At 64.6% G+C, this 14494-nt stretch carries 20 protein-coding genes; 15 read left to right on the top strand and 5 right to left on the bottom strand.

Translation table 11 applies throughout. The features are described from left to right. Positions 1 to 480: an SRPBCC family protein gene (locus tag E5222_RS09900; RefSeq protein ID WP_136693590.1), complete on the bottom strand. Its 480-nt coding sequence runs from the start codon at positions 478 to 480 to the stop codon at positions 1 to 3. 49 nt (positions 481 to 529) lie between these two features. Here E5222_RS09900 and E5222_RS09895 point away from each other — a divergent pair, with 49 nt between their 5' ends. From E5222_RS09895 to E5222_RS09880, 4 genes are all read left to right on the top strand, one after another. Continuing rightward, positions 530 to 883 carry an ArsR/SmtB family transcription factor gene (locus E5222_RS09895; protein ID WP_136693589.1) on the top strand — a complete coding sequence of 118 codons (354 nt, stop codon included), beginning with the start codon at positions 530 to 532 and terminating at the stop codon, positions 881 to 883. A 47-nt stretch (positions 884 to 930) separates the two neighbouring features. Further along, the gene (gene thrC / locus E5222_RS09890) at positions 931 to 2331 is read left to right on the top strand and encodes a threonine synthase (protein WP_136693588.1); all 1401 of its coding nucleotides are present in this window, start codon (positions 931 to 933) and stop codon (positions 2329 to 2331) included. After that, a complete protein-coding gene (locus tag E5222_RS09885; RefSeq protein WP_136693587.1) occupies positions 2331 to 3218 on the top strand; it encodes a class I SAM-dependent methyltransferase in 888 nt (295 codons plus the stop codon). The genes thrC and E5222_RS09885 overlap by 1 nt, the downstream gene beginning before the upstream one ends. A 124-nt stretch (positions 3219 to 3342) precedes the next feature. Further along, on the top strand, positions 3343 to 4578 hold the full coding sequence (locus E5222_RS09880) for a hypothetical protein (protein ID WP_136693586.1): 1236 nt from the start codon (positions 3343 to 3345) through the stop codon (positions 4576 to 4578). An 18-nt stretch (positions 4579 to 4596) separates the two neighbouring features. On the opposite strand, the gene E5222_RS09875 is transcribed toward E5222_RS09880, so the two are convergent. Further along, complete coding sequence (locus tag E5222_RS09875; RefSeq protein WP_136693585.1) at positions 4597 to 5367, bottom strand: DUF1499 domain-containing protein; 771 nt, start codon at positions 5365 to 5367, stop codon at positions 4597 to 4599. Between the two features lie 121 nt (positions 5368 to 5488). Between E5222_RS09875 and E5222_RS09870 the strand changes: the two genes are divergently transcribed. The 6 genes from E5222_RS09870 to E5222_RS09845 all read left to right on the top strand — a co-directional run bounded on the left by E5222_RS09870 (position 5489) and on the right by E5222_RS09845 (position 8425). After that, on the top strand, positions 5489 to 5857 hold the full coding sequence (locus E5222_RS09870) for a dihydroneopterin aldolase (RefSeq protein ID WP_136693584.1): 369 nt from the start codon (positions 5489 to 5491) through the stop codon (positions 5855 to 5857). Further along, positions 5857 to 6183: a Rossmann fold domain-containing protein gene (locus E5222_RS09865; RefSeq protein WP_136693583.1), complete on the top strand. Its 327-nt coding sequence runs from the start codon at positions 5857 to 5859 to the stop codon at positions 6181 to 6183. The genes E5222_RS09870 and E5222_RS09865 overlap by 1 nt, the downstream gene beginning before the upstream one ends. Before the next feature lie 12 nt (positions 6184 to 6195). Further along, the gene (gene moaA, locus E5222_RS09860) at positions 6196 to 7197 is read left to right on the top strand and encodes a GTP 3',8-cyclase MoaA (protein ID WP_136693582.1); all 1002 of its coding nucleotides are present in this window, start codon (positions 6196 to 6198) and stop codon (positions 7195 to 7197) included. A gap of 3 nt (positions 7198 to 7200) precedes the next feature. Continuing rightward, the gene (locus E5222_RS09855) at positions 7201 to 7443 is read left to right on the top strand and encodes a MoaD/ThiS family protein (protein ID WP_136693581.1); all 243 of its coding nucleotides are present in this window, start codon (positions 7201 to 7203) and stop codon (positions 7441 to 7443) included. 1 nt (position 7444) lies between these two features. Further along, a complete protein-coding gene (locus tag E5222_RS09850; RefSeq protein WP_136693580.1) occupies positions 7445 to 7891 on the top strand; it encodes a molybdenum cofactor biosynthesis protein MoaE in 447 nt (148 codons plus the stop codon). A gap of 99 nt (positions 7892 to 7990) precedes the next feature. Then, complete coding sequence (locus E5222_RS09845; RefSeq protein WP_136693579.1) at positions 7991 to 8425, top strand: hypothetical protein; 435 nt, start codon at positions 7991 to 7993, stop codon at positions 8423 to 8425. A gap of 97 nt (positions 8426 to 8522) precedes the next feature. Here the strand turns inward: E5222_RS09845 and E5222_RS09840 are convergent, their stop codons facing one another. After that, positions 8523 to 8909, bottom strand: coding sequence for a hypothetical protein (locus E5222_RS09840; protein WP_136693578.1), 387 nt, complete (start codon positions 8907 to 8909; stop codon positions 8523 to 8525). 328 nt (positions 8910 to 9237) lie between these two features. Between E5222_RS09840 and rplU the strand changes: the two genes are divergently transcribed. From rplU to E5222_RS09820, 4 genes are all read left to right on the top strand, one after another. Next, a complete protein-coding gene (rplU, locus tag E5222_RS09835; protein ID WP_136693577.1) occupies positions 9238 to 9762 on the top strand; it encodes a 50S ribosomal protein L21 in 525 nt (174 codons plus the stop codon). Between the two features lie 35 nt (positions 9763 to 9797). Then, positions 9798 to 10067, top strand: a complete 270-nt coding sequence (gene rpmA, locus E5222_RS09830) for a 50S ribosomal protein L27 (protein WP_136693576.1) — start codon at positions 9798 to 9800, stop codon at positions 10065 to 10067. 175 nt (positions 10068 to 10242) lie between these two features. Next, on the top strand, positions 10243 to 10812 hold the full coding sequence (locus tag E5222_RS09825; RefSeq protein WP_136693575.1) for a GNAT family N-acetyltransferase: 570 nt from the start codon (positions 10243 to 10245) through the stop codon (positions 10810 to 10812). A 119-nt stretch (positions 10813 to 10931) separates the two neighbouring features. After that, entirely contained in the window at positions 10932 to 11522 is a 591-nt protein-coding gene (locus tag E5222_RS09820; protein ID WP_136693574.1) for a TetR/AcrR family transcriptional regulator, read from the top strand. Between the two features lie 10 nt (positions 11523 to 11532). On the opposite strand, the gene ygfZ is transcribed toward E5222_RS09820, so the two are convergent. Further along, a complete protein-coding gene (gene ygfZ, locus E5222_RS09815) occupies positions 11533 to 12270 on the bottom strand; it encodes a CAF17-like 4Fe-4S cluster assembly/insertion protein YgfZ (protein WP_136693573.1) in 738 nt (245 codons plus the stop codon). 38 nt (positions 12271 to 12308) lie between these two features. Between ygfZ and pyrC the strand changes: the two genes are divergently transcribed. Further along, entirely contained in the window at positions 12309 to 13346 is a 1038-nt protein-coding gene (gene pyrC, locus E5222_RS09810) for a dihydroorotase (RefSeq protein ID WP_136693572.1), read from the top strand. Here the strand turns inward: pyrC and rarD are convergent. Then, complete coding sequence (gene rarD / locus E5222_RS09805) at positions 13343 to 14278, bottom strand: EamA family transporter RarD (RefSeq protein ID WP_136693571.1); 936 nt, start codon at positions 14276 to 14278, stop codon at positions 13343 to 13345. The genes pyrC and rarD overlap by 4 nt on opposite strands. Positions 14279 to 14494: the final 216 nt, after the last annotated feature.

Raw genomic sequence — 14494 nt, 5'->3', positions numbered from 1 at the left:
CTATTTGTACAGGCCCTCGCGCAAGTTGATCCCGTGCTCGAGCCACGCCTTCATGGCCAGCAGCATGCCCGTCCAGCCCTCGCAATTGCCATAAGATCCGCGCAGTCCGCCGGGCGTTTCCTTCCAGCCTTCCTCGACGATCTGGACCAGCGTGCGGCCGTCATCGGTGGGCGTGAACAGTATGGTGACTGTGGTCTTGTAGTCAGCGCCACTCATCTTGGCACCGATTTCGCCACTTTCACCTTCATACGCATCCCATTGGAGAACGATCTTCTTGTTGGGGATCACCTCGACAACTTCGACCGGGAAGGCACCGGGGAAATCGTGGAAATCCCACATGACCGTTGCGCCCGTTTCCATGCGACCCTTGGCGCCGCCGGTAGTGAAGTAGCAGGACAGCTTGGCGGGATCGGCGACGGCTTCGAATACCTCTTCGACCGGTTTATCGATCCGGCCGGAAACGCGGAAATTGATCTCCATGAAACGCCTCCCTCTTGAGTCGCTCTCAATTATGTTATAAAAACATAACATGTCAAACGAAGATGATCTCGACCGTGTTTTCAAGGCGCTGGCCAACAAGCTGCGCCGTGCCATGTGCGATGAGTTGCGGCTGCGTCCACTGACGACGAAGCAGCTTTGCGAAGTGTTCCCCGAGATCGACCGCACCACGGTCATGATGCATTTGCGCGTGCTGGAAGAGGCGGGGCTGGTGGTCCCCGTGCGCAAGGGGAGGGAGCGCTTCAATCACCTCGACGCCATGCCAATACAGGCCATTCACGAACGCTGGATCGGCCCGCATGCGGCGCACGCGGCATCCGGGCTCCTCGCGCTCAAGCAGGAATTGGAAAGGGCGCCCGCAAAGGCGAAGCAACAGGACGCATAGCGCGCTTTGCTTGCCCTGCGGCACGGCTGCGGCTAACCGCGCTGGCCATGGAATATATCTCGACCAGGGGTGGCGCATCGGCGCTCGATTTCGAAGGTGTCACGCTGGCAGGGCTTGCCAGCGATGGCGGGCTCTACGTGCCGCGCGAGTGGCCGCGCTTTTCCGAAGCGGAGATCGCTGCGATGCGCGGGCTCTCCTATGTGGAGCTGGCGGTGCGGGTCATGCTGCCCTTCGTCACGCCCAGCCTGACCGAGGACGATCTGCGCGACCTGTGCACCCGCGCCTATGGCCGCTTCGCGCATGAGGGGGTGACGCCGCTGACGCAGTTCGACCAGCAGCAATGGCTGCTCGAGCTGTTCCACGGCCCCACACTAGCCTTCAAGGACGTGGCGTTGCAATTGCTGGGCCGGCTGTTCGAACACTTCCTGAAGCAACGCGACGATCACCTGACCATTGTCGGCGCGACCAGCGGCGATACTGGCTCTGCCGCCATCGACGCGGTGGCGGGGCGCGAGCGGGTGGACATCTTCATGCTCCACCCCAAGGGCCGCGTCTCCGACGTGCAGCGTCGGCAGATGACGACGGTGCGCGCGCCCAACGTGCACAATATCGCCATCGAGGGCAGCTTTGACGATGCGCAAGCGATGGTGAAGCGCATGTTCGTGGACGATGCCATGACCGGTCGCTTCCGCATCAGCGCGGTCAACTCCATCAACTGGGCGCGGCTGATGGCGCAGGTGGTCTATTACTTCGCCGCCGCGCTGCAGCTGGGCGCTCCGGAGCGCAAGGTCGCATTCAGCGTGCCGACGGGCAACTTCGGCGATGTCTTCGCAGGCTATGTCGCGGCAAAGATGGGCCTGCCCGTCGAACGGCTGATCGTCGCCACCAATGTGAACGACATCCTCCACCGTGCGCTCAGCACTGGCGACTATTCGGCGGGCACCGTCACGCCCACTGCCGCGCCGAGCATGGATATCCAGGTCTCGAGCAATTTCGAGCGGCTGCTGTTCGATTGCGGCGGACGCGACGGGTTGGCGCTGGCCGAACAGATGCACGGCTTCGAAGCAACCAAGGCGATGCAGCTGACCAATGCCCAGCGCGAGGGTGCTGCGGCGCTGTTCACCTCCGCGCGCGCCGATGCCGATGCGATGATCAATGCAATGAGCTGGGCGGCACAGAAATGTGGCGAAGTGATCGACCCGCATACGGCTATTGGCCTCCACGCCGCGCGTGAGGCAGGGATCGATCCTGCCGTTCCCGTCGTCACGCTCGCCACTGCCCATCCGGCCAAGTTCCCAGATGCGGTGGAACGCGCCACCGGTACCCGCCCGCCGTTGCCCAGCCGCGTAGGCGATTTGTTCCAGCGCGAGGAAAGCTATGCCGAGCTGCCCGGCGATTACGATGCCGTGGCGGCCTATGTGGCGGAGCATGCTACCGAGAGCGCCTGATGGCTGACCTCGCCCGCGAACCCGTCGTCATGGAAGGCGCGGCCTGGCCGGATTATGGCCTGGTCGATAGCGGGCATGGCCGCAAGCTGGAACGCTATGGCCCATACCGCTTCATCCGCCCCGAACCGCAGGCCATGTGGAGCCCGCGCATTGCCGACTGGGATGCGCATGGCGAATTCGTACCCGGCTCGGACGAGGATGGCGGCGGGCGTTGGCAGTTCACCGGCGATGTCCCGCAAGAGGGCTGGCCCCTGAGCTGGAATGAGGTGCGCTTCACCGCGCAATGCACGCCGTTCCGCCATCTCGGCTTCTTCCCCGACATGGCGCCGGTGTGGGAATGGATGCGCGCGCAGCTGGAAGGCAAGGCGGACGCGCAGACGATGAACCTGTTCGGCTATACGGGCGTCGGTAGCCTCGCGCTCAGCCAGTGCGGCCCGGTCACCCATGTCGATGCGAGCAAGAAGTCGGTCGCGCAGGCGCGCGAGAATGCGGCACTGTCCGACATGGAGGATCGTCCGATCCGCTGGATGATCGACGATGCGGCCAAGTTCACAGCGCGCGAAGTGCGGCGCGAGAAGCGCTATGATGGCATCATCCTTGACCCTCCCAAATTCGGGCGCGGGCCGAAGAACGAGACATGGCGGCTGGAAGAAAGCCTGCCTGGCCTGATCGGCGATTGTCGCCAGCTGCTCGATGCCGACAGCCGCTTCCTGTTCCTCACCGTCTATGCCGTGCGCATGTCATCGCTCGCCATTGGCGGCTTGCTGGCGGAGGCCTTTGCCGACTTGCCCGGCACGGTCGAACATGGCGAGCTCGCCGTGCGCGAGGAGGGCGAGGGCGGCAGGCTGCTTCCCACCGCGATCTTCGCCCGTTGGCGTAACGACTAGATACCGGATCTCTCACCGACGAATCCCGCTTTTCCCCGCATCGCGACTCGACTATATCGCTTGCACCAAACTTGGTGAGCGATGCATCCGGGCGCGCACGCTCCCTGCTTAAGGGGGTTTTGTCATGGGTTCGAAGTATCGCATTGTCGCGAGGGTTTCGCTCGCGTCCATTGCCGCCGTGCTGGCGATTGCGCCTGCCGTCTCGCAACAATCCGATCCGCCGATTGCACGTTACACGATGGATGCCGGGACCCTGTCGGGCATGGCTGCCATGGCTGGCGGCCGTGGCGGCGGGATCGGCGGGATCATGTCGATGATGAATGGCGGGGGTGGATCCGTGGCGCACGAGCTGGTGTTGCGGCTGGGCTCCAGCCGCACACCGGCTGGCGGCGATCCCGACGCCGATCATTTCATGCCGCAGGGCGCACGGCTGGGAACCTCGGTTCCGCTCACCTACCGGCGCACGCAGGGCAGGGAGGGGAGCGCTCCGCAGGGCGAGCTGCCGCGTGGCCGCCTGCTGCTGTTCTGGGGCTGTGGCGAACATGCCCCTGCAGGCCAGCCGGTCATCCTCGACTTCTCACGACTGGCGCGCGGCGAGATTCCGCCCGACCTCTATGCGCAGGGCCTCAACCTGCCCAGCGACTGGACCGTCCGGCCCGACAATTCAACGACCTATGGCGATTGGCCCAATAGCGAGGATGCGCAGGTCGTGCAGGGCAATGCCTCGCTGCTCGGCCAGCACCGCGTCGCGAGCAATTACGCGCCCGAGATCAGCTTCAACCTGGCGCAGGATTTCATGCCCGCGTTGCAGCCAACGGGCAGCGACCTGGCCAGCGGCGCGGTTGCGATGCGCTGGAACTCCATCGACGTGGCGACCGGATATTACGCCTGGGCCGTCGGCGCTGGCGGCAATGAGCGCGACATGGTGTGGTGGACCTCGGCCTCGACCCAGCAATTTGGCGGGCCATTTGCAGATTGGGTGTCCCCCGCCAGTGCGCGCCGTTACATCGAGGCGGGCACGGTGATGCCGCCGACGCAGACCAGCTGCACCATACCCGCCGAAGTGCGGGAGGCTGCGGGCGAGGGCATGATGAGCAGTCTTTATGCCTTCGGGCCGGAAGTCGATTTCGCCTATCCGCCGCGGCCGGAAGACAGCCGCACGCCATGGCGGCCCGAATGGATCGCGCGGGTCCGCTACCGCTCAATGGCGATGGTGATCCCGGGAATGGAAATGCCCGGCATGGATGGCAGCGACTTCGACAGCGCCGATTCCTCTGAGCCTGACGAGCCAGCCGGCCTTCCGCGGTGCCGTGGCGGCCTGCGCGGGATTGCCGAACGCGCCGCCGGACTTTGCAGCTGAAGCGTTAGATAGCCTGGCTCAGGCGGCCTGCAGGTCGGCGAGGAATTTGCGAATGCGGGCGGCGTTGTAGCCGAGGTCCGACACGCCCACACGGCTGACAGAGCGCATGTCTACGCGGCTCGAACCATCGGCAACCGGGGTCACCTCCACGACCACGTCGTCGCGGAAACGCAGGTAACCAGCATAGGCGGTTCCTTCGATATGGCCACGTTCGGTATCCACCAGCGCCACGTCCCAGCCGCGCTGTTCCATCAGCGCGCGGGCATCGCCCAGAACCTGCGCCGGGTCCTTGTCGACGATGATCGGCTGGACGTCGCCATAGGCTTCCGAATGGAAGGCGCGCCATTCCTCGATGGTGAAGGGGCCGGTGCTGGTGGTGGGGCGATCGAGCACGGCGAATTGCGGCGGATCGTCCATGTCGGTGGTGATGTCGTGGATCGGCGGCACCGATCCGCCGGGCAGCATCACCTGCGTATACATCACCAGCAGCAGGCCGAGCGAGAGGACCAGCGCGACAATGGCCTTCATCCGCCCCTTGGTCTTGCGCCAGAAGGTCAGCGCCAGCGCCAGTGCCGCGAGTAGCGCGATCACGGCGGCCGGCTGGAACATTCGCATGAAGGCCATGAAGCCGTCGATTTTCGCGATCACGTCGTAGCGAGCGAGTGTCAGTCCGCCCAAGGCGACCAGCACCGCGAGGATTGCCCCGCCAAGCGCGAAGTTGCTGAGCCATCCGATCCAGCGCGCTGCGGTCGCGCTCTCGGCAGATTCTGCTTCAGGTGTCGTCGCCATCGTCTTGCCTCCTCTTCGTGCGCGAAGTGGTCACAAACCGGCCCTCGCGTCAACACCGGCTATTGGCGGGGAAGGCGATGCTTGCTTGCCAAGCGGGCAGGGCTTTGCCAGTGGGGCGGGCATGGCAGACAGCCTCATTCTCGAACTGGCGGACTTCGTGCACGATATCCATACGGGTATCTATTCGGAGGAGACCGGCCAGCCGCAGCCCTTGCAGTTCACTGTCGAGGTGAAGCTGCGCGTGGAGGATCATTACGATCCCGACACGCCGCTTGATGCGTCCAAGAACTACATGGACCTCAAATTCGCCTGCTCGGAAGCGCTGGGGGACACGCATTACAAGCTGATCGAGGCGGTGGCCGATCACGTTTGCGAAACGCTGTTCCTGCAGGATGAGCGGGTGGAGCGGGTGAGCGTGAAGATCGTCAAGCTGGCGCTCAGCGAAGCGGATGAGAAGATCGGCATAACGCTGACGCGGGACCGGCGGTGATGGCGCAGGCGGTCTTCACGGTAGAGGGCCTGCCGGAAGCTCCGCTGGATGCAGCGGCCCATTTTCATGCAGAGATCGCTCCGAGACTGCGTGAGAATCTTGCCGAGGACATAGTCCTGCTCTTCGCACCCGCCGATCACACACATGACGGCTGGCGGCTCGCGGCGGTGCAGGAACTGGCGCGAGAGGCCGCCCCCGCGCGCGTCAATGCGGTGACGGGCGATGATCCCGACTCCATCGAGAAGCTGGTTACCTATCTGGCGCAGGCCCCCGGCGTGACCGGGCAAATCCTGCAAGCCAGTGCAATTCCAGCTGAAACGCACTAGATAGGCCGGCGCATGTCCTGTTCCGAACCCCTTGTCGACGCGTTCAACCGGCGCATTTCCTATCTCCGCCTGTCGGTGACCGACCGGTGCGACCTGCGCTGCAGCTATTGCATGCCGGAAATGATGACCTTCCTGCCCAAGAAGGACGTGCTGAGCCTGGAAGAGCTCCACAAGCTCAGCCTCGCCTTCATCGAACGCGGGATTACCAAGATCCGCTTGACGGGCGGCGAACCGCTGGTGCGGCGCGACGTGGTGGAGCTGATCGCGGCGCTTGGCCGCAAGCTGGGTGACGGGCTGGAAGAGCTGACGCTCACCACCAACGGCACGCAGCTGGAGAAATTCGCCGAGCCGATCGCGGCGGCGGGCGTGAAGCGGATCAATGTCAGCCTCGATACGATGGATGGCGAACTGTTCCAGCAACTCTCACGCCGTGACCGGCTGGTGCAGGTGCTGAAAGGCATTGCTGCCGCCAAGGATGCAGGGCTGAAGGTCAAGATCAACACCGTGGCGCTGAAGGGCGTCAATGAGGAGGAGATTCCCTTCCTCGTCGAATGGGCACATGCCAACGACCACGACATGACGCTGATCGAGGTGATGCCGCTAGGCGAGGTCGATGGCGAGCGTGTCGATCACTACCTCCCGCTCACCGCCATTCGCGACGAGCTGGAGCAGCGCTGGACGCTGGAGGAGAGCGATTATCGCACCGGCGGCCCCTCGCGCTATGTCACCGTGCGGGAGACGGGCGGGCGGCTCGGCTTCATTACGCCGCTTACGAACAATTTCTGCGCCAGCTGCAACCGCATCCGCGTTACCGCGACGGGTGAGCTCTATGCCTGCCTGGGCGGGGCGGAGAAGGTGGACCTGCGCGCCGCCTTGCGCTCCGATGCGCCCGACGCCAACCTCGCCGCCGCCTTGGACGAGGCGATGCGCATCAAGCCCGAGCGCCACCACTTCCGCATTGGCGAAGGTGAAGCGCCAGCGCAGCCGCGCCACATGTCGGTGACGGGAGGATAGGCGATGCCGATTACCGTCGTCTTCCTCGGCAAGCTGGCCGACCTTGCCGGGACGCCTGAGAAAGAGGTCGAAGCCCCGCTCGACTGGGAAGGGCTGCTGGACGAATTGCAGGGCCCGCTGGGCGATGCCGCCATGGCCGATCGCACGCGTGTGGCGGTGAATGGCGAGTTGCTGGCGGACAAGACCGCGCTTTCCGCACAGGATGGAGACGAAGTGGCGCTGCTGCCGCCCGTCAGCGGCGGATAGCATGGCGCGATTCGTCGAGCTGCTCACCGAACCGTTCAATCCCGGACAATTCGTCGGGCCCTTCACCAATGCCCATCCCGGCCTTGGCGGCGTGTGCACCTTCGTGGGCGAAGTGCGCTGCGACGCGGGGGTCGAGGCGCTGGAGCTGATCCATTACGAGCGTATGACTCTTAAAGGCATGCAGGAGCTTGCCGATACGGCCATCGCCCGTTTCGACCTGATGGGGCTGCTGGTCGTCCACCGTACGGGCGTGATGCGCGTGGGCGAGCCCATTGTGCTGGTCTCTGCCGCCGCGAAGCACAGGCGCGAGGCGATCGAGGCGGTCGACTTCGCCATGGACCACCTCAAATCCGACAGCTGGTTCTGGAAGCGCGAGAAGCGCGCCGATGGCTGGCACTGGATCGAACCGCGCGAGCGCGACCACAGCGATCTCGCCCGCTGGGCCTGACCTGACATACCTCGCCGCTTTTCCGCCGTTTTGACCTGCATCAAGGCGTCGCGGGGCGATTCGCACCATTCATGACCTCACTGGAATGGAGGTCCCGAAATGGTCGAGAAACTCAATCGCGAAACGATCGCCGCACAGGCAACCCTGCATGCAGAGGCGCCGGTCGCCCGCAAGCCGCATATTGTCGAGCGCACATTCGAGCTGCCGCCCGCGCTCTATGGCGCAACGGTTGCCTGCTATCTTGGCTTCCTTGCCATCACCGGGCTGGCCTTTGCCACGCCCGGCCTGATCCTGCCGATGGCGCTGTTTGCCTTCATCATCGTCGCCGGTTTCGCGCTGCCCACGATCTGGACCAGAATGGCTCCCGATGCGCCGATGAAGGCCAAGAGCTGGGCGAAGTTCCAGCGCGACGGAATCACCACCCTTACGGGACATAACTCCGCAGGCGGAGCAACAGTGCAGGTACTGATCCTCCCTGTACTGATCGTCGTCTGGGGTCTGGCGGTTGTGACCATTGCCGCCGTGGTGCGCTGAGGCTGGCCACGCGACCTGACTCTCACACATCACTGTCCCGTTTGCGCGGGGCCGGTCCAGGCCGGTCCCGCGCAATCCTTTTTCGGGAGAGCGCGGATCAGCTGCCGATCTGGCCGAGCAATTCGGCAATCAGCCGGTCTTCATCCGCAACCATCGCGGAGACATCCGACCGGGCCTGCTCCAGCTGCGCAACTTCCCCGCCGGAGACGGCCGCCTCGGCATAGAGGCTGTCGATTTCAGCCAAAGCCATGAGCGCTTCGCTGCGGACCGATTCCAGCGCGGCCACCTGCACCTGCGCCCGGGCCCAGCTATCAGATCCCACGGGCGATCCTGCAGCGGCGCGCACCGGGGCGCGGGCGTTGCCGGCTGCTTCCTGGAAGCGGGCATGGGCCGCGCGGGAATTGCCGACGAGCTCATCCAGCTGCGCCAAGGTCGCTGGGCTTGTTGGAGCGGGCGTGAAGATCGGCGCCGGCGGGGTGTCCATCGTCCCCGAAACACGCTCCGAATCGCGAATTGCGAGACTGGGATAGTCGTCCGGTGTTGCGCATCCGGCCAATGCGAGCATGCCTGACAAGGCGAGCGCAGTGAAACGTATGGGAGGCGGAAAAGCGCGCGGTTTCATGTTATGAGGCCTTAGCGATGGTTTTTCGCGCGTTCCAGCGCCAAAAAGGGTGCCGCGCTTGTTGACAGGGCGGGCGAGCTGGCTTATCGGGCGCCCCACTTGGCGGTGCCCTTGCTAGGGCGCCCTTTTTTGTCATTGCCGCGGGTTTTACCCTCGTCACTGGCACCATACGAAACGAAAAGAGAGCACCATGTTCGCAGTAGTGCGCACGGGCGGCAAGCAGTATCGCGTCGCCGAAGGAGACAAGATCGCAGTCGAGAAGCTGGCGGGTGACGCCGGTGAAACGATCGTGCTGGGCGATGTCCTGCTGGCAGGCGAAGGCGGCGATCTCGCCGACGCTTCGAAGGTCACCGTCTCGGCCGAAATCATCGCCCAGGCGAAGAGCGAGAAGGTCACGGTGTTCAAGAAGCGCCGTCGCCACAACTATCGCCGCAAGAACGGCCACCGCCAGCAGATGACCCTGCTGCGCATCGTGGGTGTTGGCGAGGGCAAGAAGGTTGCTGCCAAGAAGGCCGCTCCGGTGAAGGATACTTCCGAAGAGAAGGCCTCGCCTGACGTGCACAAGGCTGCCCCGGTGAAGGACGCTGCAGGCGAAAAGCCCGCGGCGAAGAAGCCGGCCGCGAAAAAGGCGGCAGCCAAGAAGCCCGCTGCCAAGAAGCCGGCAGCGAAGAAGGCAGCGGCCAAGAAGCCCGCCGCCAAGAAGACAGACAAGTAATCCGGCACGACCGGACGGATACGGAGTAAGACGAGATGGCACATAAGAAAGCTGGCGGTTCATCGCGTAACGGTCGCGACTCAGCTGGTCGTCGCCTCGGTGTGAAGAAGTTCGGCGGTCAGGAAGTGATCGGCGGCAACATTATCGTGCGTCAGCGCGGCACGAAGTTCTACCCGGGCACCAATGTGGGCATGGGCAAGGACCACACGCTGTTTGCGCTGGATGCCGGCCGCGTGCGTTTCCACGAGGGCAAGCTCGGCCGCAAATATGTATCGGTCGACGCCATGGCGGAAGCTGCCGAATAACCGGATGACTCGGTAAAGGGGTCATCCACCGGGATGGCCCCACCGGTCGCTACAGTACCGGAGCGTGGAAGGAGATGGGGCCGCCCCGTCTCCTTTTTTTGTTCTCCTTCGCAATACCACCGTCACGCGCCGCAGCTACGAAGCGGCTGGGGACGGGGGGTGGAGGAGAGATCCCATGTTCATGCGTACCGAACGCCTGTTTCTCAGGCCATCATTCCCCGAAGACTGGCGCGAGATCTATCGCGGCATCAACGATGCGGGTGTGGTGCGCATGCTGGCGAGCGCGCCCTGGCCCTATCGCGAGGAAGATGCGCAGGCCTTCTGCTCGGCCCGGCGTGATCCGCTGGACGTGCGGTTGGGAATCGCCTTGCCCGGCGCCGATGGCGCGCCGCTGATCGGCCAGATCGGCATGGATGCGACCGCGGACGTGCCGGAAGTCGGCTACTGGATCGCGCGCGGCTATCGCGGCAAGGGCTATGCCGCGGAAGCCTTGCGCGGGCTGGTCGATATCGCCCGCATGCTGGGCGTGAAGCGGCTGCAGGCCGGGCACTATCTCGACAATCCGGCAAGCGGCGGAGTGCTGCGGAAGGTAGGCTTTCGCGCGACTGGTGAGGTTACACCCACCCACGCCCTTGGCCGCGGCGGGCAGATGGTGCTGGGGCGCCGCTATGCGCTCGACCTCGGGGGTTCGGATGGCGAAAGCTGCTGCGACATGCGCGCCGACAATGGCTACAAGCCTGCCTGACAGGCAGGGAAGGGCAAGCCCGGTAACCCCCGCCGGGCTTGCCCGCCCGCCCTTCCGGCGATAATCCGCTGCCCCGAGGCGTTCGACGCCACAAAAATCGGCCGGGGAGACTGCCGAACATGGTTACGAGGAAGAGGCTCTCGCCTGAAGAGAGCCGGGCCGCTGCGCTTGCCGCAGCGCGCGTGTTGCTGATGGAAGCTGGACCGCAAGCGGTGACGCTGAAGGCGGTCGCCAGCAGGATCGGTCGGACGCATGCGAACCTGCTCCATCACTTCGGCTCCGCCGCCGGGCTGCAAAAGGCACTGGCGGGCCATCTTGCCGGAACGGTCTGCGATGCGATCGGCGATGCGGTGCTGGCTGCGCGCGCGGGAACGGCGACGCCGCGTGACGTGGTCAACATGACTTTCGATTCCTTCGACGAGCAAGGCGGTGGTGCGCTCGCCAGCTGGATGCTCGCTTCGGGGAATGAGGATGCGCTCGATCCCATCGTCGGGGCGATCCAGGAACTGATGGTCGATCTCCACCCGCACAAGCGCAAGCCTGGGGTGGAGAAGCTGATGCATGAAGCGACCTATTCGCTCGTCCTGCTGGCGCTGGGCGATGCGCTGATGGGGCCGCCTCTGGCGGAATCATTGGGCGTGGAACGGCGCACCGCGCGCGATGCGGCGACCGAGATCGTCGCCGCCTCCTTCCTGAAACCCGAGCGCTGAGCGCAGGCGGTCAGTCCGCCGGGTTTTCGCTCAGCTCCATCCAGTCAGGGATGAGATCGGCAGGAATGTCGTCTACCCGCAGGTGATCCACCGCATTGCCCAGCGCGGGATAGGCAACGCGCTGGCGCTTGGGATCGGATTGCTCGATCGGGACGACGACCAGCCGCCGGTTGACCTTCTGCCGCCAGTTCATCCGCGCGGTGTTTTCCTGCCCGACATAGCAGCCCTTGGTGAAGCTGACGCCGTTCAGTTCCGCAGCATTGGTCTCCAGCCACAGGATATCGCCCAGTTCCGCGCGCCCCTCGGGCACGCCCAGCGCCAAGCGATGCGCCAGCCAGGCGTCGTCCACGGCAGGCAGGTCCTCGCAACCCGAAGTCTCCACCGCGCGATGGCCGAGCGCGGATAGGCGCGGGTCATTGCCTTCCTCACCATCGGGCGCGGACCAGGTGACGCAGCAATCCGGATCCACCGCAATGTCGATCTTGCGGCGAAGGCGATAGAGCGAAAGGCGCTTCACCAACTCCTCCGCCACCTCGGCCTCGCAATCGAGCAGCAGCGAATCGCCATCGCGCCACACGATCATGTCGAACAGCGCCTTGCCCTGTGCGCTCAGCAGCGCGGCATAGGCGGGCAGGTCGCCGGTCACGTTGTTGGTCAGCAAGCCCTGCAGGAAGTCGGCAACGTCCTCGCCAGCCTCGCGGGGGGAGATGCGCACCACGGCGCGACTAGCCAGTCGTCCTTTAACCATGGGTGACAGATAGGTGCAGGCGCGGCATAGGCAATCCCATGACGACAACGCTTACGATTCCGCGCCCTGATGACTGGCACCTGCACTTGCGTGACGGGGCCATGCTCGAAGGCGTGACGCGCTATACCGCCCGCCAGTTCGCCCGCGCCATCGTGATGCCCAACCTCACCCCGCCGGTGACCACGGTCGATGCCGCGCGGGCCTATCGCGAGCGAATCCTGGCCGCCGTGCCGGAGGGGATGGACTTCACCCCGCTGATGACCGCCTATCTCACCGACAATTCCGATCCGGCGGAGCTGGTGCGCGGGCATGAAGAAGGCGTGTTCACCGCCGCCAAGCTCTATCCCGCGGGCGCCACCACCAATTCGGATAGCGGCGTGACTGATGTGGCCAATATCATGGGCGCGCTGGAGGCGATGGCGGAGGCCGGCATGCCGCTTTGCGTGCATGGCGAAGTGACCAGCGCCGATGTCGATATCTTCGACCGCGAGGCGGTGTTCATCGAACGCATCCTCGCCCCGCTGATCGACCGCTTGCCAGAATTGAAAGTGATCTTCGAGCATCTCACCAGTGCGGAGGGCGTGCAATTCGTGACCGGTGCGGGCGACAATGTTGCCGCCACGATCACACCGCAGCACCTCCACATCAACCGCAATGCCATGCTGGTGGGCGGGATGCGTCCGCATGCCTATTGCCTGCCTGTCGCCAAGCGCGAAAAGCACCGGCTGGCGCTGCGCCGCGCGGCGACGTCAGGCAGCGACAGGTTCTTCCTCGGCACCGACAGCGCCCCGCATGCGCGTGAAGCGAAGGAGAGCGCTTGCGGCTGTGCGGGCATTTTCAACGCGCCTTATGCGCTGGAAAGCTATCTCGCCGTGTTCGATGCGGAAGGCGCGCTCGACAAGTTCGAAGGCTTTGCATCGCGCCATGGCCCGGCCTTCTATGGCCTGCCGGTCAATGAGCAGACGATCACGCTGGAAAAGAAGCCTTGCACGGTGCCCGATGAAATCGATGTCGGTGCTGCCAGGCTGGTGCCTTTCCACGCGGGAGAGACGCTGGAGTGGTCGCTGGCAGGTTAGTCGCCCGCGCCGCGTGAGGCCGCTTCATCGGCAGGAGCGGGCTTTTCTCCGCGAAACAGGCCCCAGGTGAACAAGCTCGCCGCAGCCCAGATCGCCACGAAACAGGCGAGCTGCGCGGGCTTCAGCTCCTGTCCGAAAATGAACAGCCCCATCAGGAAAACGATGGTGGGCGAGATGAACTGCAGGAAGCCGATCACCGTATAGGGCATGCGCCGCGCGGCGGTGGCGAACAGCAGCAAAGGCACTGCGGTCATCGGCCCGCTACCCGCGACGGCAAGTGATGTGCCGAGGCTCTGCGCCATGGCGGTGCCTTGGGGGCCACTCCAGAACCAGCCGACGATCCCCAGCGCCACCGGCAGCAGGATCATCGATTCGACCGTCAGCCCCACCAGCGGCCCGGCGGCGACGGTTTTGCGCAGCAGGCCGTAAATGCCGAAAGTCGTCGCCATGGAAAGGCTCAGCCACATGGTGGTGAGCGCGCCCGCCGCCAGCGCCGATACGCCCACGCTTGCCAGTGCCACCGCGCCCCATTGCAGCCGCGTCAGCCGTTCCTTCAGGAAGACGAGGCCGAGCAGCATCATCGTCAGCGGCAGGATGTAATAGCCGAGGCTGGCGGCATAGACGTTGCCCGACTGGATCGCGAAGACATAGAGATACCAGTTGATGCCGATCATCGCCGAACTGCCGAGCAGCGTGAGCATGGCGCGGCCGTCCCGCAGCACGGTGCCGAGCTCGGCAAAGCTCGACCGCCAGGCGATGATGGCAAGGCACAGGGGCAGGGTGAAGACCAGCCGCCAGGCGACAAATTCCAGCGCCGGGACGCTGTGAACCAATATCAGGTAAAGCGGCATCGAGCCCCAAACGGCGTGCGCGCCAAGTGCATGGGCGAGGCCGCTGCCCCAGATCCCCTGCGTGGATGTCTCCCCATTCATCCCGTCACAGCTACGCGTTGTGGTGCTTCACGGCAAACCTTTCGGCGCGATTGTGCGTCATTCGTTAATTTCCCTTTACAGACAATGACATCGGATCAAGAGAGCCGACATCTCCAATTTCACGATTCGTGCCGGTCACCCCTGTTGGACCGGCAACGACGCGTGGCCCTCGGGTCGTATCCAGAAATGGGTCGCGCCAAGGCGTCCGGATGGCTC

It is taken from the genome of Alteraurantiacibacter aquimixticola (assembly GCF_004965515.1).
Lineage (GTDB): Bacteria > Pseudomonadota > Alphaproteobacteria > Sphingomonadales > Sphingomonadaceae > Alteraurantiacibacter > Alteraurantiacibacter aquimixticola.
Note: the sequence above shows the minus strand (reverse complement) of the source record. Positions and strands in the feature narration are given on the sequence as shown.

Excerpts from the sequence above, each read along its gene's own strand:
- E5222_RS09900 (WP_136693590.1), bottom strand. The coding sequence starts at position 480 with ATGGAGATCAATTTCCGCGTTTCCGGCCGGATCGATAAACCGGTCGAA.
- E5222_RS09895 (WP_136693589.1), top strand. The coding sequence starts at position 530 with ATGTCAAACGAAGATGATCTCGACCGTGTTTTCAAGGCGCTGGCCAAC.
- thrC (WP_136693588.1), top strand. The coding sequence starts at position 931 with ATGGAATATATCTCGACCAGGGGTGGCGCATCGGCGCTCGATTTCGAA.
- E5222_RS09885 (WP_136693587.1), top strand. The coding sequence starts at position 2,331 with ATGGCTGACCTCGCCCGCGAACCCGTCGTCATGGAAGGCGCGGCCTGG.
- E5222_RS09880 (WP_136693586.1), top strand. The coding sequence starts at position 3,343 with ATGGGTTCGAAGTATCGCATTGTCGCGAGGGTTTCGCTCGCGTCCATT.
- E5222_RS09875 (WP_136693585.1), bottom strand. The coding sequence starts at position 5,367 with ATGGCGACGACACCTGAAGCAGAATCTGCCGAGAGCGCGACCGCAGCG.
- E5222_RS09870 (WP_136693584.1), top strand. The coding sequence starts at position 5,489 with ATGGCAGACAGCCTCATTCTCGAACTGGCGGACTTCGTGCACGATATC.
- E5222_RS09865 (WP_136693583.1), top strand. The coding sequence starts at position 5,857 with ATGGCGCAGGCGGTCTTCACGGTAGAGGGCCTGCCGGAAGCTCCGCTG.
- moaA (WP_136693582.1), top strand. The coding sequence starts at position 6,196 with ATGTCCTGTTCCGAACCCCTTGTCGACGCGTTCAACCGGCGCATTTCC.
- E5222_RS09855 (WP_136693581.1), top strand. The coding sequence starts at position 7,201 with ATGCCGATTACCGTCGTCTTCCTCGGCAAGCTGGCCGACCTTGCCGGG.
- E5222_RS09850 (WP_136693580.1), top strand. The coding sequence starts at position 7,445 with ATGGCGCGATTCGTCGAGCTGCTCACCGAACCGTTCAATCCCGGACAA.
- E5222_RS09845 (WP_136693579.1), top strand. The coding sequence starts at position 7,991 with ATGGTCGAGAAACTCAATCGCGAAACGATCGCCGCACAGGCAACCCTG.
- E5222_RS09840 (WP_136693578.1), bottom strand. The coding sequence starts at position 8,909 with ATGGACACCCCGCCGGCGCCGATCTTCACGCCCGCTCCAACAAGCCCA.
- rplU (WP_136693577.1), top strand. The coding sequence starts at position 9,238 with ATGTTCGCAGTAGTGCGCACGGGCGGCAAGCAGTATCGCGTCGCCGAA.
- rpmA (WP_136693576.1), top strand. The coding sequence starts at position 9,798 with ATGGCACATAAGAAAGCTGGCGGTTCATCGCGTAACGGTCGCGACTCA.
- E5222_RS09825 (WP_136693575.1), top strand. The coding sequence starts at position 10,243 with ATGTTCATGCGTACCGAACGCCTGTTTCTCAGGCCATCATTCCCCGAA.
- E5222_RS09820 (WP_136693574.1), top strand. The coding sequence starts at position 10,932 with ATGGTTACGAGGAAGAGGCTCTCGCCTGAAGAGAGCCGGGCCGCTGCG.
- ygfZ (WP_136693573.1), bottom strand. The coding sequence starts at position 12,270 with ATGGTTAAAGGACGACTGGCTAGTCGCGCCGTGGTGCGCATCTCCCCC.
- pyrC (WP_136693572.1), top strand. The coding sequence starts at position 12,309 with ATGACGACAACGCTTACGATTCCGCGCCCTGATGACTGGCACCTGCAC.
- rarD (WP_136693571.1), bottom strand. The coding sequence starts at position 14,278 with ATGAATGGGGAGACATCCACGCAGGGGATCTGGGGCAGCGGCCTCGCC.